General features: G+C 67.2%; 20 protein-coding genes. 4 read left to right on the top strand and 16 right to left on the bottom strand.

The window, feature by feature from the left end; translation table 11 throughout:
* Nucleotides 1–4: 4 nt before the first annotated feature.
* From fdhF to U9J39_RS13680, 5 genes are all read right to left on the bottom strand, one after another.
* A complete protein-coding gene (gene fdhF / locus U9J39_RS13700) occupies nt 5–2,827 on the bottom strand; it encodes a formate dehydrogenase subunit alpha (protein WP_326347298.1) in 2,823 nt (940 codons plus the stop codon).
* A gap of 26 nt (nt 2,828–2,853) precedes the next feature.
* Nucleotides 2,854–4,563, bottom strand: a complete 1,710-nt coding sequence (locus U9J39_RS13695; protein ID WP_115713033.1) for an NADH-ubiquinone oxidoreductase-F iron-sulfur binding region domain-containing protein — start codon at nt 4,561–4,563, stop codon at nt 2,854–2,856.
* Nucleotides 4,564–4,750: 187 nt separating this feature from the next.
* A complete protein-coding gene (gene oxlT, locus U9J39_RS13690) occupies nt 4,751–6,070 on the bottom strand; it encodes an oxalate/formate MFS antiporter (RefSeq protein WP_326347297.1) in 1,320 nt (439 codons plus the stop codon).
* Nucleotides 6,071–6,696: 626 nt separating this feature from the next.
* Entirely contained in the window at nt 6,697–6,915 is a 219-nt protein-coding gene (locus U9J39_RS13685; protein ID WP_115713032.1) for a hypothetical protein, read from the bottom strand.
* A gap of 127 nt (nt 6,916–7,042) precedes the next feature.
* The gene (locus U9J39_RS13680) at nt 7,043–7,966 is read right to left on the bottom strand and encodes a LysR family transcriptional regulator (protein WP_115713031.1); all 924 of its coding nucleotides are present in this window, start codon (nt 7,964–7,966) and stop codon (nt 7,043–7,045) included.
* A gap of 305 nt (nt 7,967–8,271) precedes the next feature.
* On the opposite strand from U9J39_RS13680, the gene U9J39_RS13675 reads away from it, so the two are divergent.
* Both U9J39_RS13675 and U9J39_RS13670 read left to right on the top strand, forming a co-directional pair.
* Nucleotides 8,272–9,213: a LysR family transcriptional regulator gene (locus U9J39_RS13675; RefSeq protein ID WP_115713030.1), complete on the top strand. Its 942-nt coding sequence runs from the start codon at nt 8,272–8,274 to the stop codon at nt 9,211–9,213.
* Nucleotides 9,214–9,329: 116 nt separating this feature from the next.
* Nucleotides 9,330–9,635, top strand: coding sequence for a LysR family transcriptional regulator (locus U9J39_RS13670; RefSeq protein ID WP_326347296.1), 306 nt, complete (start codon nt 9,330–9,332; stop codon nt 9,633–9,635).
* A gap of 54 nt (nt 9,636–9,689) precedes the next feature.
* Here U9J39_RS13670 and U9J39_RS13665 read toward each other — a convergent pair whose 3' ends face one another.
* Nucleotides 9,690–10,148, bottom strand: a complete 459-nt coding sequence (locus U9J39_RS13665; protein ID WP_115682696.1) for a DUF2269 family protein — start codon at nt 10,146–10,148, stop codon at nt 9,690–9,692.
* Complete coding sequence (locus U9J39_RS13660) at nt 10,130–11,410, bottom strand: SDR family oxidoreductase (protein WP_326347295.1); 1,281 nt, start codon at nt 11,408–11,410, stop codon at nt 10,130–10,132. Before U9J39_RS13660 ends, U9J39_RS13665 begins: the two co-directional genes overlap by 19 nt.
* Here U9J39_RS13660 and U9J39_RS13655 point away from each other — a divergent pair.
* Both U9J39_RS13655 and U9J39_RS13650 read left to right on the top strand, forming a co-directional pair.
* Nucleotides 11,390–11,977, top strand: a complete 588-nt coding sequence (locus tag U9J39_RS13655; RefSeq protein ID WP_326347294.1) for a hypothetical protein — start codon at nt 11,390–11,392, stop codon at nt 11,975–11,977. The two genes, U9J39_RS13660 and U9J39_RS13655, sit on opposite strands and share 21 nt — an antisense overlap.
* Before the next feature lie 264 nt (nt 11,978–12,241).
* Nucleotides 12,242–12,856 (top strand): TetR/AcrR family transcriptional regulator, encoded by a 615-nt coding sequence (locus U9J39_RS13650; RefSeq protein WP_115713027.1) that lies wholly within the window; start codon nt 12,242–12,244, stop codon nt 12,854–12,856.
* On the opposite strand, the gene U9J39_RS13645 is transcribed toward U9J39_RS13650, so the two are convergent.
* The 9 genes from U9J39_RS13645 to U9J39_RS13605 all read right to left on the bottom strand — a co-directional run bounded on the left by U9J39_RS13645 (nt 12,823) and on the right by U9J39_RS13605 (nt 24,829).
* The gene (locus U9J39_RS13645; RefSeq protein ID WP_326347293.1) at nt 12,823–14,400 is read right to left on the bottom strand and encodes an AMP-binding protein; all 1,578 of its coding nucleotides are present in this window, start codon (nt 14,398–14,400) and stop codon (nt 12,823–12,825) included. The two genes, U9J39_RS13650 and U9J39_RS13645, sit on opposite strands and share 34 nt — an antisense overlap.
* 148 nt (nt 14,401–14,548) lie before the next feature.
* The gene (locus U9J39_RS13640; RefSeq protein WP_116314582.1) at nt 14,549–14,986 is read right to left on the bottom strand and encodes a PAS domain-containing protein; all 438 of its coding nucleotides are present in this window, start codon (nt 14,984–14,986) and stop codon (nt 14,549–14,551) included.
* 158 nt (nt 14,987–15,144) lie between these two features.
* Entirely contained in the window at nt 15,145–16,395 is a 1,251-nt protein-coding gene (gene frc / locus U9J39_RS13635; protein WP_115713024.1) for a formyl-CoA transferase, read from the bottom strand.
* A 40-nt stretch (nt 16,396–16,435) separates the two neighbouring features.
* The gene (gene oxc / locus U9J39_RS13630; protein ID WP_115713023.1) at nt 16,436–18,175 is read right to left on the bottom strand and encodes an oxalyl-CoA decarboxylase; all 1,740 of its coding nucleotides are present in this window, start codon (nt 18,173–18,175) and stop codon (nt 16,436–16,438) included.
* A 438-nt stretch (nt 18,176–18,613) separates the two neighbouring features.
* A complete protein-coding gene (pntB, locus tag U9J39_RS13625) occupies nt 18,614–20,011 on the bottom strand; it encodes a Re/Si-specific NAD(P)(+) transhydrogenase subunit beta (RefSeq protein WP_326347292.1) in 1,398 nt (465 codons plus the stop codon).
* Nucleotides 20,012–20,027: 16 nt separating this feature from the next.
* Complete coding sequence (locus U9J39_RS13620; protein ID WP_115713021.1) at nt 20,028–21,587, bottom strand: Re/Si-specific NAD(P)(+) transhydrogenase subunit alpha; 1,560 nt, start codon at nt 21,585–21,587, stop codon at nt 20,028–20,030.
* Nucleotides 21,588–21,623: 36 nt separating this feature from the next.
* On the bottom strand, nt 21,624–22,406 hold the full coding sequence (locus tag U9J39_RS13615) for a fumarylacetoacetate hydrolase family protein (protein ID WP_115713020.1): 783 nt from the start codon (nt 22,404–22,406) through the stop codon (nt 21,624–21,626).
* 156 nt (nt 22,407–22,562) lie between these two features.
* On the bottom strand, nt 22,563–23,795 hold the full coding sequence (gene frc / locus U9J39_RS13610; protein ID WP_115682707.1) for a formyl-CoA transferase: 1,233 nt from the start codon (nt 23,793–23,795) through the stop codon (nt 22,563–22,565).
* A 314-nt stretch (nt 23,796–24,109) separates the two neighbouring features.
* The gene (locus U9J39_RS13605; protein ID WP_115713019.1) at nt 24,110–24,829 is read right to left on the bottom strand and encodes a GntR family transcriptional regulator; all 720 of its coding nucleotides are present in this window, start codon (nt 24,827–24,829) and stop codon (nt 24,110–24,112) included.
* Nucleotides 24,830–24,861: the final 32 nt, after the last annotated feature.

The raw sequence follows: 24,861 nt of genomic DNA, 5'->3' as shown, positions 1-24,861 counted from the left end.
CGGGCTAGGCCGAAGCGGGCTCCAGGATCTGCCCGCCGCCATAGCTGGACTGCACCGGCACAGGTCCGCCCGCCGTCATCCTGATTGCGCAGTACTTGAACTCGGGAATCTTGCCGAACGGGTCCAGCGCCGCGTTGGTCAGCTTGTTGATCGCCGCCTCGTAGTAGCAGAACGGCACGAACACGGCGCCGCGCGGCGTGCCGGCATCGGCGCGCGCATAGAGCGTGACCTCTCCGCGCCGCGACGACAGCGTGACCACGCCGCCCGGCGTGCCCCCGAGCGCATCCAGGTCGAGCGGATGCACCAGCGCCACCGGATCGGGCTCGATCGCGTCCAGCACGCCGGCGCGGCGCGTCATGCTGCCGGTATGCCAGTGCTCGAGCTGGCGTCCGGTGATCAGCACCATCGGATAGTCGGCGTCGGGCCGCTCGGCCGCCGGGATGATATCGGCCGGCACGAAGCGCCCCCGCCCCGTGGCGGTCGGGAAGCTGTCGACGAAGATCACCGGCTCGCCCGGATCGCCCTCTTCCTTGCACGGATACGTCACCGCGTGTTCGCGCTCCAGCCGCTCCCAGGTCACGCCGCCGATGCTCGGCATCGCCTGCCGCATCTCGTTGAACACGTCCTCGACGCTGTCGTAGCGCCAGTCCAGCCCCAGCTGTGCCGCCATCTGCTGGACGATCCACAGGTCCTGGCGCGCCTGCCCCGGCGGATTCAGCGCCTGCCGTCCGAGCTGCACGGTGCGGTCGGTGTTGGTGAAGGTGCCGGTCTTTTCGGGGAAGGCCGAGGCCGGCAGCACCACGTCGGCCAGGTACGCGGTCTCGGTCAGGAAGATGTCCTGCACCACCAGGTGGTCCAGCGATGCCAGCGCCTCGCGCGCATGCTCGGCGTCAGGGTCGGACATCGCCGGGTTCTCGCCCATGATGTACATGCCGCGCACTTCGCCGCGCTCGATCGCCTGCATCACCTCGACCACGGTCAGGCCTGGCTGGCGGTCCAGCGGCATGCCCCACAGCGCTTCGAAGCTGGCGATCGCCAGCGGGTCGTCGACGCGCCGGTAGTCCGGGTACATCATCGGGATCAGCCCCGCGTCGGAAGCGCCCTGCACGTTGTTCTGGCCGCGCAGCGGATGCAGGCCGGTGCCGGGGCGGCCGATCTGGCCGGTCATCAGCGCCAGCGCGATCAGGCAGCGCGCGTTGTCGGTGCCATGCACGTGCTGCGACACACCCATGCCCCACAGGATCATCGAACTCTTCGCGGTGGCATAGACGCGCGCGACCTCGCGGATGGTTTCGGCGTCGATGCCGCAGATCGGCGCCATCAGCTCGGGGCTGTACGCGGCGACGTTGCGCTGCAGTTCGTCGAAGCCGATGGTGCGGCTGTCGATGAAGTCCTGGTCGACCAGCCCTTCGTTGACGATGACATGCATCATCGCGTTGAGCAGCGCCACGTCGGCATCGGGCTTGAACTGCAGGAAGCGCCAGGCGAAACGCGCCAGGTCCGAGCGGCGCGGATCGGCCACGATCAGCTTGGTGCCGTTCTTCACGGCGTTCTTGATCCAGCTGGCGGCCACCGGATGGTTCACGGTCGGGTTGGCGCCGATCACGATCACCACCTCGGCCTTGTCGACATCCATCACCGGATTGGACACCGCGCCCGAGCCGATCCCTTCCAGCAGCGCCGCCACCGACGAGGCATGGCACAACCGCGTGCAGTGGTCGACGTTGTTGCTGCCGAAGCCGGTGCGCACAAGCTTCTGGAACAGGTAGGCCTCTTCATTGCTGCCCTTGGCCGAGCCAAACCCGGCCAGCGCGCGCTTGCCATGGGTATCGCGGATCTGCGCGAGCTTGCCGCCGGCCAGCGCCAGCGCTTCTTCCCAGCTGGCTTCGCGGAACACGTCCATGACGTGGTCGGGGTCCATGACGAAATCGCCCTGCTTCGGCACGCCGTCGCGGCGCACCAGCGGCACCGTCAGCCGCTGCGGATGCTGGACGTAGTCGAAGCCGTAGCGGCCCTTCACGCACAGGCGCTGGTGGTTGGCCGGGCCATCGCGCCCTTCCACGAACAAAATGCGGTTGTCCTTGACGTTGTAGGTCAGCTGGCAGCCGACGCCGCAGTACGGGCACACCGATTCCACCTGCTTGTCGGGCACCGCCAGCGCGGCATCGCGCGCGGGCATCAGCGCGCCGGTCGGGCAGGCCTGCACGCATTCGCCGCAGGCGACGCAGGTGGAGGCGCCCATCGGGTCGTCCATGTCGAACACGATGCGGGCTTCGTCGCCGCGCAGCGCCAGGCCGATCACGTCGTTGACCTGTTCGTCGCGGCACGCGCGCAGGCAGCGGGTGCACTGGATGCAGGCATCCAGGTTGACCGCGATGGCCGGATGCGACAGGTCCGCCGCCACGCGTTCGCGCGGGGCGAAGCGCGGCTTGCCGACTTCCAGCCGGGCAGCCCATTGGTCAAGCTCGTTGTTGCGCGTGTATTCCGCTTCCGGCATGTCCGACTGCAGCAGCTCCAGCACGGTGCGCTGGGCGCGGCGGGCGCGCTCCGATTCGGTCTGCACCTGCATGCCTGCGGCGGGAAAGCGGCAGCACGACGGGGCCAGCACGCGCTCGCCCTGGATCTCGACCATGCAGGCGCGGCAATTGCCGGCGGGCTCGAGGCCGTCCTTGTAGCACAGGTGCGGCACGTCGAAGCCTTCGCGCTGCGCCACCTTCAGCAGGGTTTCGCCGGGCTGGGCGCTCACCTCGCGGCCGTTGAGGGTGAAGGTGACGGCTGGTTCGGCGGATTCGACAAGCGCGCGTTCGGCGCGGGTCAGTGCATTCATGTCTGTCTCTCAGGCTCGGGCCGGCATCAGGCCAGTTCGTGCGGGAAGTACTTGATCACGCAGTCGACGGGGTTCGGCGCGGCCTGTCCCAGGCCGCAGATCGAGGCATCGCGCATCACCGCGGACAGGTCATCCAGCGCCGCCAGGTCCCACTTCGGCTGGCGGATCAGGTCGAGCGTCTTGGCCGTGCCGGTGCGGCACGGCGTGCATTGTCCGCACGACTCGTGCTTGAAGAAGTGCATCAGGTTGCGCGCCGCCTGCGTGGCGCTGTCGTGGTCGGACAGGATCACGATCGCGGCCGAGCCGATAAAGCAGCCGTAGGGCTGCAGCGTATCGAAGTCCAGCGGAATATTGCCCAGCGCCGCCGGCAGGATGCCGCCCGACGCGCCGCCCGGCAGGTAGCCGTAGAACGCATGGCCGTCGAGCATGCCGCCGCAGTATTCGTCGATCAGCTCGCGCACCGTGATCCCGGCCGGCGCCAGGTGCACGCCAGGTCGTTTGACCCGGCCCGAGACCGAGAACGAACGCAGGCCCTTGCGCCCGTTGCGCCCTTGCGAGGCAAACCACTCGGCGCCCTTCTCGAGGATGTCGCGCACCCAGTACAGGGTTTCGAAGTTGTGCTCCAGCGTCGGCCGCCCGAACAGCCCCACCTGCGCCACATAAGGCGGACGCAGCCGCGGCATGCCGCGCTTGCCTTCGATCGATTCGATCATGGCCGACTCTTCGCCGCAGATATACGCGCCCGCGCCGCGACGCAGCTCGATGCGCGGCAGGCCAGGGACCGGAGGGTCCTGCTGCAACTGCTGCAAGGCCGCGGACAGCAGCGCGCGGCAGCCCGCATATTCGTCGCGCAGGTAGATATAGATCGCCGCCACGTCGACCACATGCGCCGCGATCAGCATGCCCTCGAGGAAGCGATGCGGATCGCGTTCCAGGTAGACCCGGTCCTTGAAGGTGCCGGGCTCGCCCTCGTCGATATTGACCGCCATCAGCCGCGGCGCGGCCTCGCCGCGCACGATGCGCCATTTGCGCCCGGTCGGGAAGCCCGCGCCGCCCAGGCCGCGCAGGCCGGAATCCTCCATCGTGGCCAGCACCGCGTCCGGGTCGAGCGCGCCGCCGGCCAGGGCCTTCAGCAAGGCATAGCCGCCGTCGCGCCGGTAGGTGTCGTAGTCGATATGGGGTTCGGGCGCATGGCGCACGGCCTTGGCCTGCACGGCGTTACCGATGGCCTCGGCTGTCGCGGCATCGACCGGGTTCTGCCCGACCAGCGCTGCCGGCGCCTTCTCGCAGCGGCCGATGCAGGGCGCGGCGACCACCCGCACGTCGGTGCCGAGCAGCGCCGGCAGCTTGTCGATCAGGGCCTGCGCACCGGCCAGCTCGCAGGCAATGCCTTCGCACACCCGCACGGTCAGCGCGGGCGGCGGGGCGATCTGGCCGTCGGCATCCTCGCGCACCACGTCGAAGTGGTGGTAGAACGTGGCGACCTCGTAGACCTCGGTCATCGACAGCCGCAGTTCGCTGGCCAGCGCCACCAGGTGCGGCATGGCCAGCTGGCCGTAGCGGTCGTTGATGCAGTGCAGGTGTTCGATCAGCAGGTCGCGCCGGCGGGGCATGTCGCCCAGCGCCACGCGCACTTCGGCCAGCGCGGCCGCGTCGACCTGCCGGCCCTTGGGCTGGCGGCGCTTGCGCTGCCGGCTGAGGCCCGTGGCCTCGAGGGGAATGACAACCTGGTTCATGGCGTGCCTGGAGGATGTTGTTGGTGGGGATGCGGTGCGCGATCAGGAAGGCGTCCGGCGGGCCGCCCTCCTGTCGTGCCTTGTTGTTGTTGTATTGTGCTCTACCGGGCGCGACGGCTGTGCAGGCATCGCAGCCGCACGCGCCCGGATACTGCCGGCGCCGGTGGGCGCCGTACTGCTTTCTTCATCAGGTCAGGTCTTCGGGCACGGTACGGTAACCCATCGGCGCAGCGGTGTTGGCATGCACGTACTTGCGGGCATGGGCCTCGCGCATCGGCTTGAGCACGAACAGCGCCATCGCCGCGGTCAGTGCCGCCATGCCCGCGGCCACCATGAATACCGCGTGCCAGCTGCCGGTGGCGGCGGTGATCACGCTCGAGAACGGCACCAGCAATGCCGCCGTGCCCTTGGCGGTGTACAGCAGGCCGGCGTTGGTGGCGGCAAACTTGGGCCCGAAGGTATCGCCGCAGGTGGCCGGGAACAGGCTGTAGATCTCGCCCCAGGCGAAGAACACCACGCCGGTCAGGATCACGAAGGCGACCGGATGGTGTCCGTACTTCGACAGCAGCAGGATGCCGACGGCCTCGACCGCGAAGGCGAAGAACATGGTGCGCTCGCGGCCGATATGGTCGGAGATCCAGCCGAAGAACGGACGCGTCAGGCCATTGAGCACGCGGTCGATGGTCAGCGCGAAGGTCAGCGCCGGCAGCGTCAGGCCGAGGATGGAGATCGGCGCCTCGTGCAGGCCGAAGTCCTTGGCGATCGGGCCCAGCTGCGCGGTGGCCATCAGGCCGCCGGCGGCCATCATCACGAACATCGCGTACATGACCCAGAAGATCGGCGACTTCAGCACCTCGCGCGGCGACGCGTTGTAGGTGGCGGCCGTCTTCAGCGTGGTCTTGACCTCGTTCAGGATCTTGGCCGACGGCGGGTACAGGGCCATGCCGAGGATAAACACCACCAGCCCCTGGCCCAGGCCGAACCACAGGAATGCCGCCTCATAGCCGGAGCTCTTGATCATGTTGGCGATCGGCACCACGGTGAGCGCCGAGCCGGCGCCAAAACCCGCCGCGGTGATACCCGCCGCCAGGCCGCGGCGATTCGGGAACCACTTCAGCGCATTGCCCACGCAGGTGCCATACACCGCGCCCGCGCCCAGGCCGCCGATGGCCGCCGCAACATAAAGCATGGGCAGCGAGGACGCCACCGAGTTAAGCGCCCAGGCCACTGCGCACAGCAGGCCGCCGCCCACCACCACCGGGCGCGGGCCGTACTTGTCGACCAGGTAGCCCTCGATCGGCACCAGCCAGGTTTCGGTCACAACGAAGATGGTGAATGCGACCTGGATCGCGGTACGGCCCCAGCCGTATTTGTCGTCGATCGGGTTGACGAACAGGGTCCAGCCATACTGCATGTTGGCGATCATCGCCATGCAGATCACGCCAAATACCAGTTGCACCCACGGCGACGCAAAGCGCGACGTGGACTCCCTCTGCTGCAATTCCATGATGTCTCCTTATAGCGGCGAACCGCCAAGGTGGAAGATGGGCGCCTTCAGACGCCTCTGCGTGACTCTCGGTCGAAGAACAGCTTAGCCGTCCCAGTGCTATACGGTATGTGATATATCATGTAAGTCAAGCGTATTCTTCGCGGCTGTGCAGCATGCAGCCGCGTTACCTGGTGCCGTAGCCGTCACGGACCGCACGCGACTGGTGCGCAAGCGGAATCAATGGCAGTTCCGGCAGCATCAAGAGTCCTTGGAAATCAAGCAGTTGCCTTGCGGCGGGTCATAAATCGGCCGACGCACGGCATCCGCAAGCATGCCGGGGATCTCGCCATCGAAAAACCGGGAAAACGATCGGTTCGGGAAAGTCCCTAGATGCAGACATGGATGTCCGGCCGTGTCCGTATCGATATGGAATGTCGGGGAATCCACGCGGGGCACGCACGGTGCCGATGGTTGACGGCGCGCAAGCAGGCGCCAAGGCGTTCGCTCTTGCGAACCGAGGGAAGAGAACGAAGGGAGATAAGGAGAATGGCGGCCGTACTCGCCGTGATGGTCGCAAGGGATGCCGGCCGCTACAGCCCTTGCCTTCAGCGCTTCAGCGCGAACGCGCCGCACGCCTGGCGGCGTCAGGCATAGGCGAGTTCACCGGCGGCGGGCACGATGCGCGACGTGCGGGCGCGGCCCACGCCGTCGCTGTGCTGGTCCGAGCCCAGGCCAGCGAAGCGGCCATGGTCCTGCGCGGTGACCAGCACATCCATGGGCAGGCGCGTGGCCAGCAGCGTGGTCACGCCCACACCGACAGCAATCAGGGCCAGGCCAAGGGCGACGAGAAGAGCGACTTCCATTTGAAAACTCCAGTAGCGTTGTGATCAGGAGTTTTCATTATATGCTGCGCCGCACTATGTGTAAATATCCTGTATGTAATATATCAATAGAGCGTGTGCACTAATCCAACACTCTTCTCGCCTCTCCTCAAACCGTCGTCGCTTCGCGCCTGCGGACAGGCGGCTCCTGGTATTCCTGGCCGCGCAAGGCATCCCAGATCGCGGCAGCGTTGGGCTTGAGCGACCGGCTCTTGCGCCGCACCAGCATCACCGTCGACGTCACCTGGGGTCGCAGCGGCCGCATCACGGCTGCCGGATGCATGCCCCCGGCCTGCGCCCGCGACGGCAGCACGCCGATGCCCAGGCCCAGCGCCACCATGCCGAACACCGCAGCGAAATGGCCCAGCAACTGCAGCGAGCCCGCGCGCACGTGATAGCTGCTGAGCGCCTTTTCCACCACGGGCTGCACGCCGCATTGCTGGTCCAGCGTGAGCACGCTGGCATCGCAGAGGTCGCCCCAGCCTACGGTGTCGTGCTGGGCCAGCGGATGCTTGGCGGGCAGCACGGCGTGATAGGCGTCGACGCACAACGGTTCGCAATACAGGTCGTCGCCGGCGCGCGGATCGGTGGCGATGCCGAAATCGACCTCGCCGCTGCGCACACTCTGCAGCACCGATTCCTGCGAACGGTCCTTCAGGTGGATGGCGATCGCCGGCCACGCCTGCCGGCAGCCGGCCAGCCAGGTCGGCAGCGACATCGAGCTCAGCACCGGGTCCGACGCGATCTGCACCAGGCCCTGGCATGGGCGGCTGGCGCTCTGGCTGTCGCGCAGGGTCTGCTCCACTTCGTCGATCAGGTGGCAGATGCGCTGGGACAAGTGCTGGCCGGCGTCGGTCAGCTCCACCTGGCGCGTGGTGCGGTCGAACAGGCGCTGGTCGATCTCTTCTTCCAGCTCGCGCACGCTGCGGCTGACCGCGGATTGCGTCAGGCCCAGTTCGACCGCGGCGCGGGTAAAGCTCTTGTGCCGCGCCACCGCGGCAAAGGCCTTCAGTTGCGGGAGCGAGATATTCATGGCCTGCCCCCCTGCCCCGCGCCGGCATGGCCGAGGTAAATCCTGTCTTCAGGCACGGCATGGCGCCGCGGTGCACGCACGGTTGCGTTCAATCCGGTCACGGTTGTCTCCTGGTTTGCGTGGCTGTGGGCAGCCATCGTGTTGTCGGCCGTGATGATGGCCGGTGGCTGGCTCCTGCGCTGCCGGAGTGCCGGATTCTGGCGGGAAATGTCGAACGGACGATTGATGCTACTTGAATCTAAGATCAGCAATGCATAAAGTTTTTTATCGTTTATATAGCCGATCGTTTATAGGACGAAAGCAGGATGAAGAACGCCACGCTGCGGCAACTGAAGGTCTTCGAGACCGTAGCCCGCCATCTGAGCTTTTCCCGCGCCGCCGAGGAACTGCACCTGACCCAGCCCGCGGTATCGACCCAGGTGCGGCAACTGGAGCACCACGTGGGGCTGCCGCTGTTCGAGCAGCTCGGCAAGAAGATCTACCTGACGCCGGCGGGCCATGAAATGCTGCATTACAGCCGCAGCATCATCCAGCAGTTCCGCGAGGCCGAAGACGCCATGTCGCAGCTCAAGGGCATCTCCGGCGGCCGCCTCAATGTCGCGGTGATCAGCGCCGGCGATTACTTCTTTCCGCGGCTGCTGGCGGAATTCATGGACCGCCACGCTGGCGTGACGCTGAACCTGGCCGTGCACAACCGCGAGGAGCTGCTGCACCAGCTGGCCGGCAACCTGACCGACCTCGCCGTGATGGTGCGCCCGCCCGAAGGCATGGACACCATCAACGAGGCCTTTGCCCCGCACCCTTACGTGATCGTGGCCGCGCCCAGCCACCCGCTGGTGGGCGCGCGCAATATCCCGCTGGCCGAACTGGCCGACGAGGCCTTTGTCTCGCGCGAGAAGGGCTCGGACACCTGGAACTCGATGCAGGAGGGCTTTGCCGGCCGGCTGTCGAACCTGCGCATCGCCATGGAGATCAAGAGCACCGAGACCATCAAGCAGGCCGTGATCGCCAATATGGGCATTGCCTTCCTGTCGGCCCATACCGTGGGCCTGGAGCTGCAGGCCGGCAAGCTCGCCGTGCTCGATATCGAAGGCTTTCCGGTGATGCTCAACTGGTACGTGGTGCACCGCAAGAACAAGCGACTGCCGCCGGTGGCGCTGGCGTTCAAGCAGTTTCTGATGGAGGAAGGCGCGGACCTGATCCAGACCATCACCGGTGTGGAAGGACTGATCCGCCAGGACGCTTGACCTCATCCATAAACGATGAGTTATGATTTCTCTATGAAACTTTAATTATCGTAAATTGTTCGCCGTCCCTATGCTTGTCTCAACCCAACTGCCAGCGCGCATCCGAGGAGACCAGCATGAACCCAGCCCAGCAGGAAAGCCGCCGCGCCGCCATCACGGTCGGCGCCGACAACCAGCCGATCCCGCGCGAGACCCAGCTCGCGGCGTATAACGCGGCCTTCATCGAACTGGGGCTGCGCTTTCGCTGGGACGCCGCCATGTATGAATGGCTGTGCGGCATCGAATGCGAAAAGGGACGCGTGGCCCGCTATATCGAGGAACACCACCCTCACCTGCTGGCCGCCTACGACGCCGCGTTCCTGAGCGGGCTGATCTTCGAGAAAAAGAACGAGTACCTGCGCGCGGTCGGCCACCTCAACTGAGCGGCCCGATCGGTTCACGGCGAGGCGCGCGACAGCGGCCTCGCCGTTCTTTCTTCAACTGATCTTGGCCACCATCAGGTAGAAGATGGCAAGGAACGAGAACAGCGCCGGAAAGCCCAGGCCGAACCACCACCAGAACAGGCGCCAGTACACACGCGGCAGCTGGGGCCCGGTGCAGTCCAGCGCCACGTCGCGCATGCGCTTCTGCAGCCAGACCACCGGCAGCCAGCAGGCAATGGCGACGGCGTAAAGTACCACCGACCACTTCAGCCACGGCACCGACCACGAGAACCCGGCCATCTTCACCAGTGCATAGCCAGTCAGCGGCTGCAGGATGGCGGTGGAGGCCGTGAAGATCCAGTCGGCGATCACCACCATGCGCGCGGTCGCGGCGACGGTGCGGACATTGCGCGTCAGCGTCGCGCCAACCAGGTAGAAGGCGCTGCCCACGCCGGTGCCGAACAGGAAGGTGGCCGACATGATATGCAGCCATTTCAGCGTGACGTAGTCCATGCCCGCTCCTCGGTCAGGTGCAGCCACCACAGCACGGCCAGCATCGGCACGTTCTTGATGAGCGGGCCATACGGATGCAGCCAGTATTCCGGCAGGCGCACGCTGATGATGGCGGTATAGCCCAGGATCAGCGCGATCTGCGCCAGCCACAGCCAGCGCGGGCGCCGCGGCAGCACGCACAGCACGCCGAAGGCCAGGTCGAGCAGCGCCGCGCCATAGAGCGCCAGCGGCTGCAGCGCAGGCGGCACGCCCGCGCGCGCCAGCAGCGCATAGCTGTCGGCCACCGGGTACAGGCCCAGCGAAACCGCCGCGGTGACGATCCACACAAAGGCCAGGCTCCAGCGCAGCAGCGGATGCAGCCAGCGCTGCAGTGCCTGCGCGCGCAATGCGCCGCGCAGTCCCGGCGGGATGAAGGCATGCGCCGCCTGCGGCGACCGCCCGAGCACGCGCGCGAGTCCGGACGGATCGGCCACGCTGCCCTGGTCCAGCATGGTCAGCGCATCGCGCCCGAGCACGCCGCCGGTGGCGCGTTCGGCCAGCGGCATCACCGCGCGGGCCAGCGCGCGCGGCAACGGCAACAGCCAGGCCTTGCCGCGCAAGCCCAGGCCATGCCGCAACGCCTGCAGGTAGCCGGCCAGCGGCATCGGCGCCGGCCCCACCAGCGCCAGCCGGCCGGAGCGCCAGGGCGCTGCGCCGCCCCATCCGGCCAGCAAGGCCACGATGGCCTGCGCCACGTCGTCGACATGGACCGGCTGCACCGGCTGCCTGCCGCCGCCGGGCAATGCCAGGCAGGGCAGCGTCGCCAGCGCGCAGAACAGCTGCGCACTGGTGCCGTCGGCACCGAACACCAGCGACGGCTGCAGCACCACGGCATCGATGCCGAGGCCGAGCAGGTGCTGGTCGGCCGCGCGCTTGCTGCGATGGAAGTCGGTCAGCGCGTGTTCGTCGGCACCCAGCGCCGACATTTGCACCACCAGCCGCACGCGCTGCCGCAGACAGGCATCGAACAACGCCTGCGGCGCCGCGCGGTGCAGCACGTCAAAGCGCTGCGTGGCGGTCTCGCGGAAGATGCCGACCAGGTTGACCACCGCATCGATGTCGGCCAGCACCGGCGCCCAGTCCGCCGCCGCCGTCATCCGCGCGAAATCGACGGCACGAAATTCGCTTGCCGTGCAGGCATGGCCGCTGTGCGGCGCTTCGGGTGCATCGTGCGCAGGCACGCGCCGCACCCCCGCTATCACATGGAATCCTCGATCCAGCATTGCGGCACAGGCATGCCGGCCGATAAAGCCGCTGGCGCCGAGCACCAGCACGCGCTGGATGCGGCCACCGTGCTGCGCCGGGCCGCGGTCTCGGGCACTTGCGCCAGCCTGTTGTCGACCGGCATGCTCGCCTGCGGCGGCAGCGTCGACTGCGGCAGCGCGTTCGCGCCTGTCAACGCCGTCAGCCACTGGATCTGGGGCGAGCGGGCCATTCACACCAACCGGCCGTCGGTGCGGCATACCGTGCTGGGCTATGTCATCCATCATGCGATGTCGGTGTTCTGGGCGGCGTTCTACGAAGGCGCGATGGCGGTGGCCGGCACACATGGCGATGTCCATGCCAGCGCGCGTCCTGCCGCATCCCCCACGGCGCCGACGCGCGTGCTCGGCGGCCTCGCGATTGCCGGCATTGCGTGCTTCGTCGACCTGAAGTGCACGCCCCATCGCCTCACCCCTGGCTTCGAGCGCCGGCTGTCGCCCGGCATGCTGGCACTGGTCTACGTCGCCTTCGGTCTGGCGTTGCCGCTGGGCGCGATGCTGCTGCGGCAAGCAGGAAGGCGCGCTTGAGTCCTGCCCGCGTCCGCCGCCTGTGTCCGTCTTGCTGCACGCAGCGCCAGTAATTTTCACACGGCTCTCCCGCTTTTACCGTTTCCGCCGCGTCCGGGCGGGCCCTGGCGTTGCACCCGGCAACGCGCTGCACCAGCCGTGCAAGCTCCACGCCACCGCGCGCCTGGCGCCATGCTGCAGCGCGTGCGGGAATCGTCGTAACATACCGCTCCCAACCCAGCTTCAACCCGCCGGCGGCAGCCGGACGCATACCCCGCCCGCTTGATGGCCACGCGACGCACCGACGAAGACTTTATCCATGACCTGACGCGCCTGCTGTGCAGCGAAGGCGTCTCGTCGCTGACCATCGGCGAGATCGCGCAGCGCATGCGCTGCTCGCGGCGTCGCCTGTACGAGATCGCGCCGACCAAGGAGGCGCTGTTCGTCGGCATCTGCCGCGATGTGCTGGCGGCCAACCTGGAGCGGGGCTTCGCCGCTGCGCGCCGCGAGAGCGATGCCGCGCGCGCCGTGTCGGCCTACCTGCATGCTGCGCTGAACACCTCGGGACTGAGCAAGGCGGCACTGGCCGACCTCGATGCCATCGACAGCGGCCGGGCCGTGTTCGACGCGTACCAGCTGGCGCGCGTGCGGGGGCTGGAAAGCCTGCTCGAGGCCGGCATGCGGCAGGGACTGATGGCACCGCACAACCCGCGGCTGGTGTCCGAAGCGATCCTCGGCGCCGCGCATCGCCTGCGCAGCCAGCAGTTCCTGAAGGACACCGGGATGAAGATGGGCGATGCCTTCAGCGAGTTCTACGAGATCATCCTGAACGGCCTGCTGTGCCGGCCGGACGCCGGTAGCCGTGCTCAGGCCACCTGCCGCTCCTGCCCGCCCCAGTAACGACCGCGGATGGCCTTGCGGTCGATCTTGCCCAGCGCCGTCAGCGGCAGCGCATCGGCGAACACCACCTGCTTGGGCGCATTGACCACGCCCTTGTGCCGGGTCACGTGGGCGATCACCTCGGCCTCGGTCAGCTCGGTGCCGGGACGGGCCACCACCACCGCGGTCACGGCTTCGCCCCACTTGGGATCGGGCACGCCGATCACCGCCGACATGGCGATGGCCGGATGCAGCGCCAGGCAGTGCTCGACTTCGCTCGGGTACACGTTGAAGCCGCCGCTGATGATCATGTCCTTGGCGCGGTCAACCAGGTACAGGAATCCTTCGCTGTCGCAGCGGGCCATGTCGCCGGTATGGAGCCAGTCGCCGGCAAAGACTCTGGCGTCTTCTTCCGGCCGGTTCAGGTAGCCCTCCATCACCAGCGGGCCGCGCACGCACAGTTCGCCCACCTCGCCCGGCGCGACTTCCCGCATCTGCGCGTCGAGCAGCCTGACCTGGTTGCCGGGAATGACCTTGCCGCATGAACGCAGGCGCTCGGGATGGTTCGGATCATGGTCGCGCGGGCTCAGGTAGCTGATGCACATCGGCGCCTCGGCCTGGCCGTAGATCTGCCCGAACACCGGGCCGATGCGGCGCAGCGCGTCGGCCAGGCGCACCGGTGCGATCGGCGCCGCGCCGTAGAGCACCAGTTCCAGGCTGGACAGGTCGGCCGCGTCCAGGCCGTCGCAATCGAGCAGCCCGTAGATCTGCGTGGGGACCAGGAAGGTCAGGTTGATGCGGTGCTCGGCCACGCGGCGCAGGAAATCCGCCGGGCTGAACTTGTCGCACAGGTAGATGGTGCCGCCGCGCAGCAGCGTCGGCAGGAACAGGCTGCCGGAGGCGTGCGAGATCGGCGTGGTCACCAGGTAACGCACCTGCGCCGGCCATTCGTAGGTTGCCAGCATGTACTGCAGCATCGTCACCGAGGTCCGGTGCGTATGCAGGATGCCCTTCGAACGTCCGGTGGTTCCGCCGGTGTACGACAGCTTGCTGATCTCGGTCGGATCGTCGCCGGGGACCACGGGGGCGTCGTCGAAGCCGGCGGCGGCGCGGACCAGGCCGGGGCCGAACTCGCCGTCGTCGAGCGGCAGCACCTGCACCCGCGTGCTGGCGGCAAGCGCGCGCGCGCGCTCGGCAAAGCGGGCGTTGTCGACCACCAGCGCCTGCACCGCCGCGTCTTCGAGCACGAAGGCATGGTCCGCTTGCGCGGCCATCGGGTGCAGCGACACGGCCTTCAGCCCCGCCAGCTGCGCGGCGATGATGGCTGCGACCGCCTCGGCGCGGTTGCCAACCAGGAAGGCCACCACGTCCTGACGCGCCAGGCCGCGCGCGGCGAACAGCCGTGCGATGCGTGCGCTGTGCCGGGCCAGCGCCTCATAACTCAGCGTGACGTCGTCGCCGACCACGGCGGGTACGCCGGGCCGCGCGCGCAGCGCCGCGGTATAGAGCTGGCCGACGGTCGCGCCGCCGTGGACGACGCAAGCCGCTGAAGCCTGACGGGCCATGTTGTCTCCCTGGAGTTGTTCTGGTCAGGCTCCCAATGTAGGGGCCACCCGGTACCAGGTCAACGCTTTTGGTACCGAGAAGGCCGGGTTAACTCAGGGCAAAGCCAGCCGCTCAACGGTGTCCGGCGACACGCAACCCGCAGGCGCCTCAGGCCTGTTCCTTCACCTGGCTTTCCAGCTCCACCAGCCGCTTCTTCAGCGCCCGCTCTTCCTGGAAGCGCGCGGTCTCGTCGCGGATCACCGCGACGATGCCGGTCACGGCACCGGCATCGTCCTTGAGCAGCGCCACGGTGAAGGCGATCGACATCGTCTTGCCGTCCTTGTCGACCGCCGGCACCTTGAGCAGGTCATGGCCGTAGCGCGTGATACCGGTCGCCATGGTCTTGTCGTAGCCTTCCCAATGCCGCCCGCGCAGGCGCTCGGGGATGATCAGGTCCAGCGACTGCCCCATGGCCTCGGCCTCGGTGAAGCCGAACATGCGCTCGGCCGCGGGATTCCACAGGGTGATGGCGCCCTTGGCGTCGGAGATGATGATGGCGTCGCCGATGGCGGACACCAGTTGCGCGTAGTCGATCTGCTCTGTCATGGGGATTCCCTCTCGTCATCTGCAAACGGCAGCGGCCTGGAGCCCGCCGGTGCCGTCAAGGTAGCGTGCCACAGCGCGGCGCCACAAGCAAAAACGCCGGAGCCCGCTGTGCGCGCGGCCCCGGCGTCGGCGCCGGCACGGGGTGCCGGCGGGCGGCGTCAGATCACCTGGGACTCGCGCAGGCGCTTGATGTCTTCCGCACCGTAGCCCAGGCCGGCCAGCACCTCTTCGCTATGCTCGCCCAGCAGCGGCGAACCCGTGATCTCCGGCTTGAGGTCGGAGAACTTGATCGGGCTGCCCACCGTCAGGTAGCTGCCGCGCTCCTTGTGCGGCACCTCGGTGATGCTGCCGCTGGCGCGCAGCGACGGATCGGCGGCAATCTCCTTCATCGACAGCACCGGCGAGCACGGGATGTCGAACTTGCGCAGGATGTCGACCGCCTCGTACTTGGTCTTGTCGGCCAGCCATTCCTCGATGGTGTTGAAGATATCGAAGATGTGCGGCTGGCGCGCCTTGGCGGTGGCGTAGTTGGGATCGGCTATCCATTCCGGCTTGCCCAGCGCCTTGCAGATCGGCTCCCAGGCATGGCCCTGGATGGTGAAGTAGATGTAGGCATTGGGATCGGTCTCCCAGCCCTTGCACTTCAGCACCCAGCCCGGCTGGCCGCCGCCGCCCGCGTTGCCGCCGCGCGGCACCACGTCGCTGAAGGTGCCGTGCGGGTATTGCGGGTACTCTTCCAGGTAGCCCAGGCGGTCCAGGCGCTGCTGGTCGCGCAGCTTGACGCGGCACAGGTTCAGCACCGCATCCTGCATCGACACCGCCACCTTCTGGCCCTTGCCGGTCTTGTCGCGGCCGATCAGCGCGGTCAGGATGCCGATGGCCAGGTGCATGCCGGTGTTGGAATCGCCCAGCGCCGCCGCGGACACCGTGGGCGGGCCATCCCAGAAGCCGGTGGTCGAGGCCGCGCCGCCGGCGCATTGGGCCACGTTCTCGTAGACCTTCAGGTCTTCATAGTGGTGGCCGTCGCTGAAGCCCTTGACCGACGCCACGATCATCTTCGGGTTGAGTTCGTTGATGCGCTCCCACGAAAAGCCCATGCGGTCCAGCGCGCCCGGGCCGAAGTTCTCCACCAGCACGTCCGACTCGCGGATCAGTTGCTCCAGGATCTTCTTGCCGTCCGGCTTCTTCGTGTCCAGCGTGAGCGAACGCTTGTTGCTGTTGAGCATGGTGAAGTACAGCGCGTCGACATCCGGGATGTCGCGCAGCTGGGTGCGCGTCACGTCGCCGGAACCCGGGCGCTCCACCTTGATCACGTCGGCGCCGAACCATGCCAGCAGCTGGGTGCAGGCGGGACCCGCCTGGACGTGCGTGAAGTCGATGATCTTGATGCCGTTGAGTGGGAGGTTCACGTTCGTCTCCTATTGGATTAGGGGGTGAAATTCGGGTGGATTACTTCTTGGCCGAGCTTTGCGGATTCAGGTTGGTCAGGCGGCCGCTTTCGGTGCCTGCCGCCGGATCGATGACGGCGTTGACCAGCGTCGGCCTGCCCGAGCGCAGGGCTTCGTTCACCGCGGCCTCGAGTTCCGCCGGCGTGGTGACGTTGGCACCGACACCGCCGAAGGCTTCCATCATCTTGTCGTAGCGCGCGCCCGGGACGAAGGTCGTGACCGCGGGGTCGGTGCCGCCGGTGGGGTTCTTGTCGATGCCCTTGTAGACGCCGTTGTTGTTGAAGATGACGATGCAGACCGGCAGGTTGTAGCGGCAGATGGTCTCGACTTCCATGCCCGAGAATCCGAAGGCACTGTCGCCGCACAGCGCCAGCACCGGCTTGCCGGTCTCGACCGCGGCGGCCACCGCGTAGCCCATGCCCACGCCCATCACGCCCCACGTGCCTACGTCCAGGCGCTTGCGCGGCTCGTACATGTCGATCACGGCGCGGGCGTAGTCCAGCGTGTTGGCGCCTTCGTTGACGAAGGAGATGCCCGGGTTGGCCTTGACCACGTCCTTGAGCACGGCCAGCGCGCCGTGGAAGTTCATCGGTGCGGCATCCTTGGCCCTGGCCAGGGTCTCGGCCATCTTGGCCAGGTTGGTGTCCCTGCGGTCCGCCACCGCGTTCAGCCAGTCGGCGCCCGGCTTGGCGAAGTCATTGCCGATCTTGTCGAGCAGCGCCGTTACGCACGAGCCGATGTCACCGACCACCGGCGCGGCGATGGCGACATTGCTGTCCATCTCGGTCGGCGCGATGTCGACCTGGATGAATTGCTTGGGCTTGCCCCAGGTCTTGCCCTTGCCGTGCGACAGCAGCCAGTTCAGGCGGGCGCCGACCAGCAGCACCACGTCGGCTTCGGCCAGCACATAGGAGCGCGCCGCCGAGGCCGACTGCGGATGCGTATCGGGCAGCAGGCCCTTGGCCATCGACATCGGCAGGTACGGGATGCCGGTCTTCTCGACCAGCTTGCGCAGGTCCGCCTCGGCGCGTGCGTAGGCGGCACCCTTGCCGATCAGGATCAGCGGGCGCTTGGCGGTCTTCAGCAGCGCGACCGCACGCTCGACCGAGTCCGGTGCGGGCAGCTGGCGCGGCGCCGGGTCCACCACCTTGATCAGCGACTGCTTGCCCTTCTCGGCTTCCAGCGACTGCCCCAGCAGCTTGGCCGGCAGGTCCAGGTACACGCCGCCCGGGCGGCCCGACACGGCGGCGCGAATCGCACGCGCGACGCCGACGCCGATGTCCTCCGCGTGCAGCACGCGGAACGCCGCCTTGGCGTGCGGACGGGCGATGGCCAGCTGGTCCATCTCTTCGTAGTCACCCTGCTGCAGGTCGACGATCTCGCGCTCGCTCGAGCCGCTGATCAGGATCATCGGGAAGCAGTTGGTGGTGGCATGCGCCAGTGCCGTCAGCCCGTTCAGGAAGCCCGGCGCCGAGACGGTCAGGCAAACGCCCGGCTTCTGCGTCAGAAAGCCCGCAATCGCCGCGGCGTTGCCGGCATTCTGCTCGTGGCGGAAGCTGATGACGCGCATGCCGTTGGCCTGCGCCAGACGGGCCAGATCGGTGACCGGAATGCCGGGCAGGCCGTAGATGTTTTCGATGCCGTTCAGCTTCAGCGCGTCGATGACCAGATGAAAACCATCGGTTTGTGCCTGATGTTCTTCCGCGGCGTGACGCTGCAGCTCGTTTCCGACTTCTGCCATGGTTGCTTCCTTCTATGCAAATTGACTGGGGTGGGAATTTTTGTGACTCAGGCTGCCGCGGGAGTGCTTGGGGCCCGCTTCGCTACGACTTCCGACATGCTTGGTCTCCTTTTGGACTTGTGTTCGTGGTGCGCGGGGGCTGTGCCCTGCTGCGGTCGGTGCCGGTTCGGTTCGACCGGTCTTGATGACATACGGTATGTGATATATCAGAGAACGGCAAGTTATTTTCCACCTCTTCGACCAACTTTCGTCAGTGCACCGCAGCAAACCAGGCTGGATCTGCGCGTAAATCAGCGTAATTCCTCAATCCACGCTAATTATTCCCATTTCTCACTAATGCAGACGTTCGATTTGAAATTGCCTTAAAAGGCGATTTCAGCCATCAGATATATCACATACACCGTTTCCAGCCAGCTGACGGTACGGCTACAGCGCCGCTCAGGCCGGTACTTCCTCCAGCTGCCGCAGCAGCGCATCGACACTGCCCTTGGCATCGCCAAACCACATGCGCGTGTTGTCCTTGTAGAACAGCGGGTTGTCCACGCCCGCGTAGCCCGCCGCCATGCTGCGCTTGGACACCACCACGGTCTTGGCCTTCCACACCTCCAGCACCGGCATGCCGGCAATCGGGCTGGCGGGGTCTTCCAGCGCGCCGGGGTTGACGATGTCGTTGGCGCCCACCACCAGCACCACGTCGGCCTTCTCGAAGTCGTCGTTGATCTCTTCCATTTCCAGCACGATGTCGTATGGCACCCGCGCCTCGGCCAGCAGCACGTTCATGTGCCCCGGCAGGCGGCCGGCGACTGGGTGGATGCCGAAGCGGACATTGACCCCCTGTGCGCGCAGCCGCCGCGCGATCTCGCTGATGGTGCCCTGCGCCTGCGCCACCGCCATGCCGTAGCCCGGCACGATGATGACCTCGTTGGCGTCCTTGAGCAGGCTGCTCACTTCCTCGCTCGACACCGGCAGCACCTCGCCCTGCTCGGCCGCCGCGCCCTGGGCCTGCACCGCGCCGAAGCCGCCCAGGATCACCGACAGGAACTTGCGGTTCATCGCCTTGCACATGATGTAGCTGAGGATGGCGCCGCTCGACCCCACCAGCGCGCCGGTAATGATCAGCAGGTCGTTGCCCAGCATGAAGCCGGTCGCCGCCGCCGCCCAGCCGGAGTAGCTGTTGAGCATCGACACCACCACCGGCATGTCGGCGCCGCCGATCGCCAGCACCAGGTGCGCGCCGACCAGCAGCGCGATCACCGTCATCGCCGCCAGCGGCACCAGTCCCTGCTGCGGATCCGGCGCGCTGAGGAAGGCATAGCCCAGCCACACGCACACCAGCAGCGCGCCGGCGTTGAAGACGTGTCGCCCCGGCAGCAGCATCGGCTTGCCGCCCATGGTGCCCTGCAGCTTCAGGAAGGCGATGATCGATCCGGTAAAGGTGACCGCGCCGATCAGGATGCCGAGGTAAGTCTCGACCTCATGGATCGCCTTTTCGGCGCCGGCCAGCGTGGTCGGTTCCAGGTAGTTGGCATAGCCGACCAGCACCGCGGCCAGGCCGACGAAGCTGTGCAGCACCGCCACCAGCTGCGGCATCTGCGTCATCTCCACGCGCCGGGCCAGCATGGCCCCGGCAATGCCCCCCACCACCATCGCGACGATGATGATGGCGATGCCGTCGGGACTGCCCGCCAGCACCGTGGTCATGACCGCGATCACCATGCCGGCGATGCCGAGCATGTTGCCGCGCCGGGCGGTGGCAGGATGGCTCAGCCCGCTCAGGCTGAGGATAAACAGCGCACTGGCGGCGAGGTAAGCAATATTGCTGATTCCGGATGGCATGGTTCTCTCCCTGGCCTTAGTCGCGCTGGAACATCTTCAGCATGCGCTGCGTCACCAGGAAGCCCCCGGCGATATTGATGGTGGCCACCAGCACCGCGCAGCCGGCGATCACCGCCGTCAGCAGCGACGGCTTGCCCAGCTGCACCAGCGCCCCCACCACGATGATCCCGCTGATGGCATTGGTCACGCTCATCAGCGGCGTGTGCAGCGCCGCGGTCACGTTCCACACCACCTGGTAGCCGACGAAGATAGCCAGCACGAACACCGTGAAATGCGCCATGAAGGCCGGTGGCGCGACCGCCCCCAGTCCGAGCAGCGCAGCGGCCGCCAGTGCCAGGGCAATCAGCGTCGTGCCGGTGCGGCTGCGCGGCGGCGCGGCTTCGGCCGGCGCCGGGACCTCCGCCGGCGCCTGCTGCTGCGGCACCGCCACCGTCAGCGGCGGTGGCGGCCAGGTCACCGCGCCCTGGTGCAGCACGGTCGCGCCGCGGATCATCTCGTCGTCCATGTCCACCACCAGCTGGCCGTCCTTGCCCGGCGTCAGCTCGCTCAGCAGGTGGCGGATATTGGTGCCATAGAGCTGGCTCGCCTGCGCCGCCATGCGGCTGGGCAGGTCGGTGTAGCCGATGATGGTGACGCCGTCGCGGCGCACGCTTTCGCCCGGCACGGTCAGCACGCAGTTGCCGCCCTGCTCGGCGGCCAGGTCGACCACCACGCTGCCGGCGCGCATCAGCCCGACGGTGCCGGCCTCCAGCAGCCTGGGCGCCGGCTTGCCCGGGATCAGCGCGGTGGTGATGATGATGTCGACCTCGCGCGCCTGCTCGGCAAAGAGGCGCATCTCCGCTTCGATGAAGGCCGGGCTCATTTCCTTGGCATAGCCGCCGCTGCCGCTGCCATCTTCTTCGATCTCGACCGTGAGGAACTCCGCGCCCAGGCTCTCGATCTGCTGGCGCACCACCGGCCGCGTATCGAAGGCGCGCACCACCGCCCCCAGGCTGCGCGCCGCGCCGATCGCCGCCAGCCCCGCCACGCCCGCGCCGATCACCAGCACCCGCGCCGGCGGGATCTTGCCGGCGGCGGTGATCTGCCCGGCAAAGGGCCGGCCGAAGGCATGGGCGGCCTCGATCACCGCGCGGTAGCCGGCCATGTTCGCCATCGAGCTGAGCGCATCCAGCTTCTGCGCGCGCGAGATGCGCGGCACGCAGTCCATCGCCAGCACCGTGGCCCCGCGCTGCGCCAGCCGCTCCAGCATCGGCATCTGCTGCGCGGGCCAGACAAAGCCGATCAGCGTGGCATGCTTCTTCAGCAGCGCCGCCTCTTCCACCCCCAGGCTGGGATGGACCTGCGGCGGGCGCACCTTGACCACCACGTCGACCGAGGCCCACAGGCTGGCCGCATCGACAATGGCCGCGCCGGCGGCGCGGTAGTCGTCGTCCGAGAACGACGCTTCCAGCCCGGCGCCGGTCTCCACTACCACCTGGTAGCCGAGCTTGAGCAGTTCCTTGACCGAGTCCGGGGTGGCGGCAACGCGCCGCTCGCCCGGGTGGACCTCGCGCGGCACACCGATCGTCATTGGCATGGCATTCACCGTTTCAGGAAAGGAATGGGCGCCGGCTCAGCCGCGCACGTGGTTGACCAGCGAGCCGATGCCGGCGATCGACACCTCGACCACGGCGCCGTCCTTCATCGAACCCACGCCCAGCGAAGTGCCGACGGCAATCACATCGCCCGGCATCAGCGTCAGGTCCTGCGAGATGCGGCTGACCTGCTCCTCGGGCGAGAAGATCATGTCCGACAGCGGATAGTTCTGCCGCTCCACCCCGTCCAGCCGCGTGACCACGCTGGCGCCCTTCCACTGGAAGCCGGTGACGATGGCCGGGCCGATGCAGCCGAAGGTGTCGAAGCCCTTGGCGCGGGTCCATTGCGGGAAATTGGGATCGGCCGTGATCAGCTCGGCCGCGGTCACGTCGTTGACGATGGTGTAGCCGAAGATATGCGCGCCGGCCTCCGCCACCGTCACGTTGCGCGCCTTCTTGCCGATGACGATGCCCAGCTCGCCCTCATAGACGATCTTGCCGTCATAGCTCTTGGGGCGCTGCACGGCGTCGTTGGGCCCGGCCAGCGACGAGGCCGGCTTGATCAGGAACAGCGGGTGCGTCGGCACCGGCTTTTCCAGCTTGCGCGCGAGCGCGTGGAAGTTGTTCCACAGCGCCACCACCTTGCCCGGCGCGCACGGTGCCAGCAGCGTCAGCGCGGCGCGGTCGTGCACGGCGCCGGTGGGACTGGGGTTGTCAAAGCCGTCGCGGTCATATTCGACGACGCGGTTGGGGTTGGCCTCATCCAGGCGGCCATGGCCGATGCTGCCGTCGGCGCGGCGGAAACGTATCCAGGTTTGCACAGCATGCTCCTTGCGCGGGCAAAGCGAGGCCCCGCCTGCGCCGATGTCGGTTCAGGGATCTTCGGAAAAGGGAGAGGCATGACGGCGCGCGGCCGCCGCGGGTCATTCCCGCACGCGCGGGAATGACGGGAATGACATCAGGCCGGGCTCATGCGCTCATACCGCGCCGGCCAGCTTCATCGCGGCGATCTGCGCCGGGGTGCGGCCGAGCCACTCGAGGATCTCCTCGGTGTGCTCGCCCAGCAGCGGCGAGCGTTCCACCTGCACCGGCGAGGCCGACAGCGTGATCGGGCAGCCCAGCTGCACGTAGTTGCCGCGCTGCGGATGCTCCAGTTCCACCAGGTAGCCGCGCTGGTACAGCGACTCGTCCTCGATCAGGTCTTTCATCGACAGGATCGGGCCGCACGGCACATCGACCTCGTTCAGCGCCGCCATCACCTCGAACTTGCTGAGGCTGCGCGTCCATTTCTCGATCACGGCGAAGCAGTCGGCCAGGTGCTTGAGGCGCGCTTCCGGCGTGGCGTAGTCCGGGTTGGTGATCAGATCCTCGCGCCCGCACAGGCGCATCAGCGGCTCCCAGCCCTGCGGCTGGATGATGACGTAGACATAGTCGTTGGGACCGCCCGGGGCGCAGCGCAGCGCCGCGCCCGGCTGCCCGCCGCCCGACGCATTGCCCGCGCGCGGCACGTGGTCGCCGAACTCCTGGTTGGGATACTCGCGCAGCGGGCCGTTGGCCAGGCGCTGCTGGTCGCGCAGCTTGACCCGGCACAGGTTCAGGACCGCGTCCTGCATCGCCACTTCCACGCGCTGGCCGCGGCCGGTGTGCTCGCGATGCAGCAGCGCGGCCAGGATGCCGACCACGGCATGCACACCGGTGCCGGAGTCGCCGATCTGCGCGCCGGTCACCGTGGGCACGCCGTCGGCGTCGCCCGTGGTCGAAGCCGAGCCGCCCATGCACTGCGCCACGTTTTCATAGGCCTTGCAGTCCGCGTACGGGCCCGGGCCAAAGCCCTTGATCGAGGCGTAGACCAGTCGCGGATTCAGGTCCTGCATGTGGTCCCAGTCGAAGCCCGCGCGCGCCAGCACGCCCGGGCCGAAGTTCTCGATCAGCACGTCGCTGCGCTGGATCAGGTCTTCGAGCAGCGCCTTGCCTTCGGGCGTCTTCATGTTCAGCGTCAGGCTGCGCTTGTTGGAGTTCAGCATGGTGAAGTACAGGCTGTCGGCGTTCGGCACGTCGCGCAGCTGGCTGCGCGTGATGTCGCCGCGTCCCGGCATCTCCACCTTGATCACGTCCGCGCCCAGCCACGCCATCAACTGCGTCGCCGACGGGCCCGCCTGGACGTGGGTCATGTCCAGGATGCGCACTCCTTGCAGGGCTTTGGTTTCCATTGCGAAGGGTCTCCTCTTCCGCTATTTGTAGTCTCTGATGACATACGGTATGTGATATATCAGAAGAGAGCAAGAGGAGTTTGGCGCTTCCGGCGTAAATATCGACGATGCGACGCAGCAGAGAGCCGCCATCCAGGCGCGCAAGGCATAAAGACCGGCGTTTTCAGTAGCGCGATGACATAAAGGCGGCTTGCCTTTTCACATTGATATATCACACACCATTTAGCGAAATGGCGTCGTTCAAGCAAATCCTCGCCAGAAAGCAAAACGGCGGACCGAAGTCCGCCGTCTCTTGCACCGGATTGCTGGCTGCTTCAGTCCAGGAAATCGCAGTGCTTCTCCACGTAGTCCGCGAGGTCCAGCGAATGCTGCCGCACCAACCGCTCCGCGAGTTCGGTGTCGCGCCTCTCCAGCGCCTCGATGATGCGCAGGTGGTCGACGATGGACCGGGCCGCGCGATCGCTCTGCGAGATGGTCATCTTCCGGATCGCGCGAACGTGGATAAAGATATTGCGGATCGTGTCCATGATGATCTGCGACTTCGACAACTGCACGATCGCCTGGTGGAACACAATGTTGGCGTCGGAATACTCTTCGATATGCTCGGCCGGCGTGGAGTCGCGGAAGCTGTCGAACATGCTGCGCAGTTGCGCGATCTCGGCGTCGGTGGCGTTCTCGGTGGCCAGGCGCGCCGCCATGCTTTCCAGCGCGGCCCACATCTGGATCATCTCGACGATCTCGCGCTTGGTCTTGCGCATGATGTAGATGCCACGTCGCGGTACCGTGCGCAGGAAGCCCTCCTGCTCCAGCAACGTCATGGCCTCGCGGATCGGCGTGCGGCTGACGCCCATGGCCTCGCTCAGCACGCGCTCGTCCAGCCGGATCTCGTCGCGCGACTGGTAGATGTCGGCGTCGGCAATGGCCTGCCGCAACATGGCATAGGCCTGGTCGCGCAGGCTGGCGCCGGCGTTGATCGGTTGTACCGACAGGGACAGCCCGTTGGGCTGGACGATGGATTGGCTTTGCGCAGACATGGATGTGCTCGTGTGAGACCGGCGGCCGGGCG

This window comes from Cupriavidus sp. SS-3 (assembly GCF_035818815.1).
Classification (GTDB): domain Bacteria; phylum Pseudomonadota; class Gammaproteobacteria; order Burkholderiales; family Burkholderiaceae; genus Cupriavidus; species Cupriavidus taiwanensis_C.
This window is presented reverse-complemented; position numbering and strand designations above follow the sequence as displayed.

Excerpts from the sequence above, each read along its gene's own strand:
- U9J39_RS13685 (WP_115713032.1), bottom strand. The coding sequence starts at position 6,915 with ATGGAAGTCGCTCTTCTCGTCGCCCTTGGCCTGGCCCTGATTGCTGTC.
- U9J39_RS13665 (WP_115682696.1), bottom strand. The coding sequence starts at position 10,148 with ATGGACTACGTCACGCTGAAATGGCTGCATATCATGTCGGCCACCTTC.
- U9J39_RS13645 (WP_326347293.1), bottom strand. The coding sequence starts at position 14,400 with ATGGCCCGTCAGGCTTCAGCGGCTTGCGTCGTCCACGGCGGCGCGACC.
- U9J39_RS13670 (WP_326347296.1), top strand. The coding sequence starts at position 9,330 with ATGAACCCAGCCCAGCAGGAAAGCCGCCGCGCCGCCATCACGGTCGGC.
- U9J39_RS13695 (WP_115713033.1), bottom strand. The coding sequence starts at position 4,563 with ATGAACCAGGTTGTCATTCCCCTCGAGGCCACGGGCCTCAGCCGGCAG.
- oxc (WP_115713023.1), bottom strand. The coding sequence starts at position 18,175 with ATGGCAGAAGTCGGAAACGAGCTGCAGCGTCACGCCGCGGAAGAACAT.
- fdhF (WP_326347298.1), bottom strand. The coding sequence starts at position 2,827 with ATGAATGCACTGACCCGCGCCGAACGCGCGCTTGTCGAATCCGCCGAA.
- U9J39_RS13650 (WP_115713027.1), top strand. The coding sequence starts at position 12,242 with ATGGCCACGCGACGCACCGACGAAGACTTTATCCATGACCTGACGCGC.
- frc (WP_115682707.1), bottom strand. The coding sequence starts at position 23,795 with ATGGAAACCAAAGCCCTGCAAGGAGTGCGCATCCTGGACATGACCCAC.
- oxlT (WP_326347297.1), bottom strand. The coding sequence starts at position 6,070 with ATGGAATTGCAGCAGAGGGAGTCCACGTCGCGCTTTGCGTCGCCGTGG.
- U9J39_RS13620 (WP_115713021.1), bottom strand. The coding sequence starts at position 21,587 with ATGCCAATGACGATCGGTGTGCCGCGCGAGGTCCACCCGGGCGAGCGG.
- U9J39_RS13655 (WP_326347294.1), top strand. The coding sequence starts at position 11,390 with ATGGAATCCTCGATCCAGCATTGCGGCACAGGCATGCCGGCCGATAAA.
- pntB (WP_326347292.1), bottom strand. The coding sequence starts at position 20,011 with ATGCCATCCGGAATCAGCAATATTGCTTACCTCGCCGCCAGTGCGCTG.
- U9J39_RS13675 (WP_115713030.1), top strand. The coding sequence starts at position 8,272 with ATGAAGAACGCCACGCTGCGGCAACTGAAGGTCTTCGAGACCGTAGCC.
- U9J39_RS13640 (WP_116314582.1), bottom strand. The coding sequence starts at position 14,986 with ATGACAGAGCAGATCGACTACGCGCAACTGGTGTCCGCCATCGGCGAC.
- U9J39_RS13660 (WP_326347295.1), bottom strand. The coding sequence starts at position 11,410 with ATGCTGGATCGAGGATTCCATGTGATAGCGGGGGTGCGGCGCGTGCCT.
- U9J39_RS13605 (WP_115713019.1), bottom strand. The coding sequence starts at position 24,829 with ATGTCTGCGCAAAGCCAATCCATCGTCCAGCCCAACGGGCTGTCCCTG.
- U9J39_RS13680 (WP_115713031.1), bottom strand. The coding sequence starts at position 7,966 with ATGAATATCTCGCTCCCGCAACTGAAGGCCTTTGCCGCGGTGGCGCGG.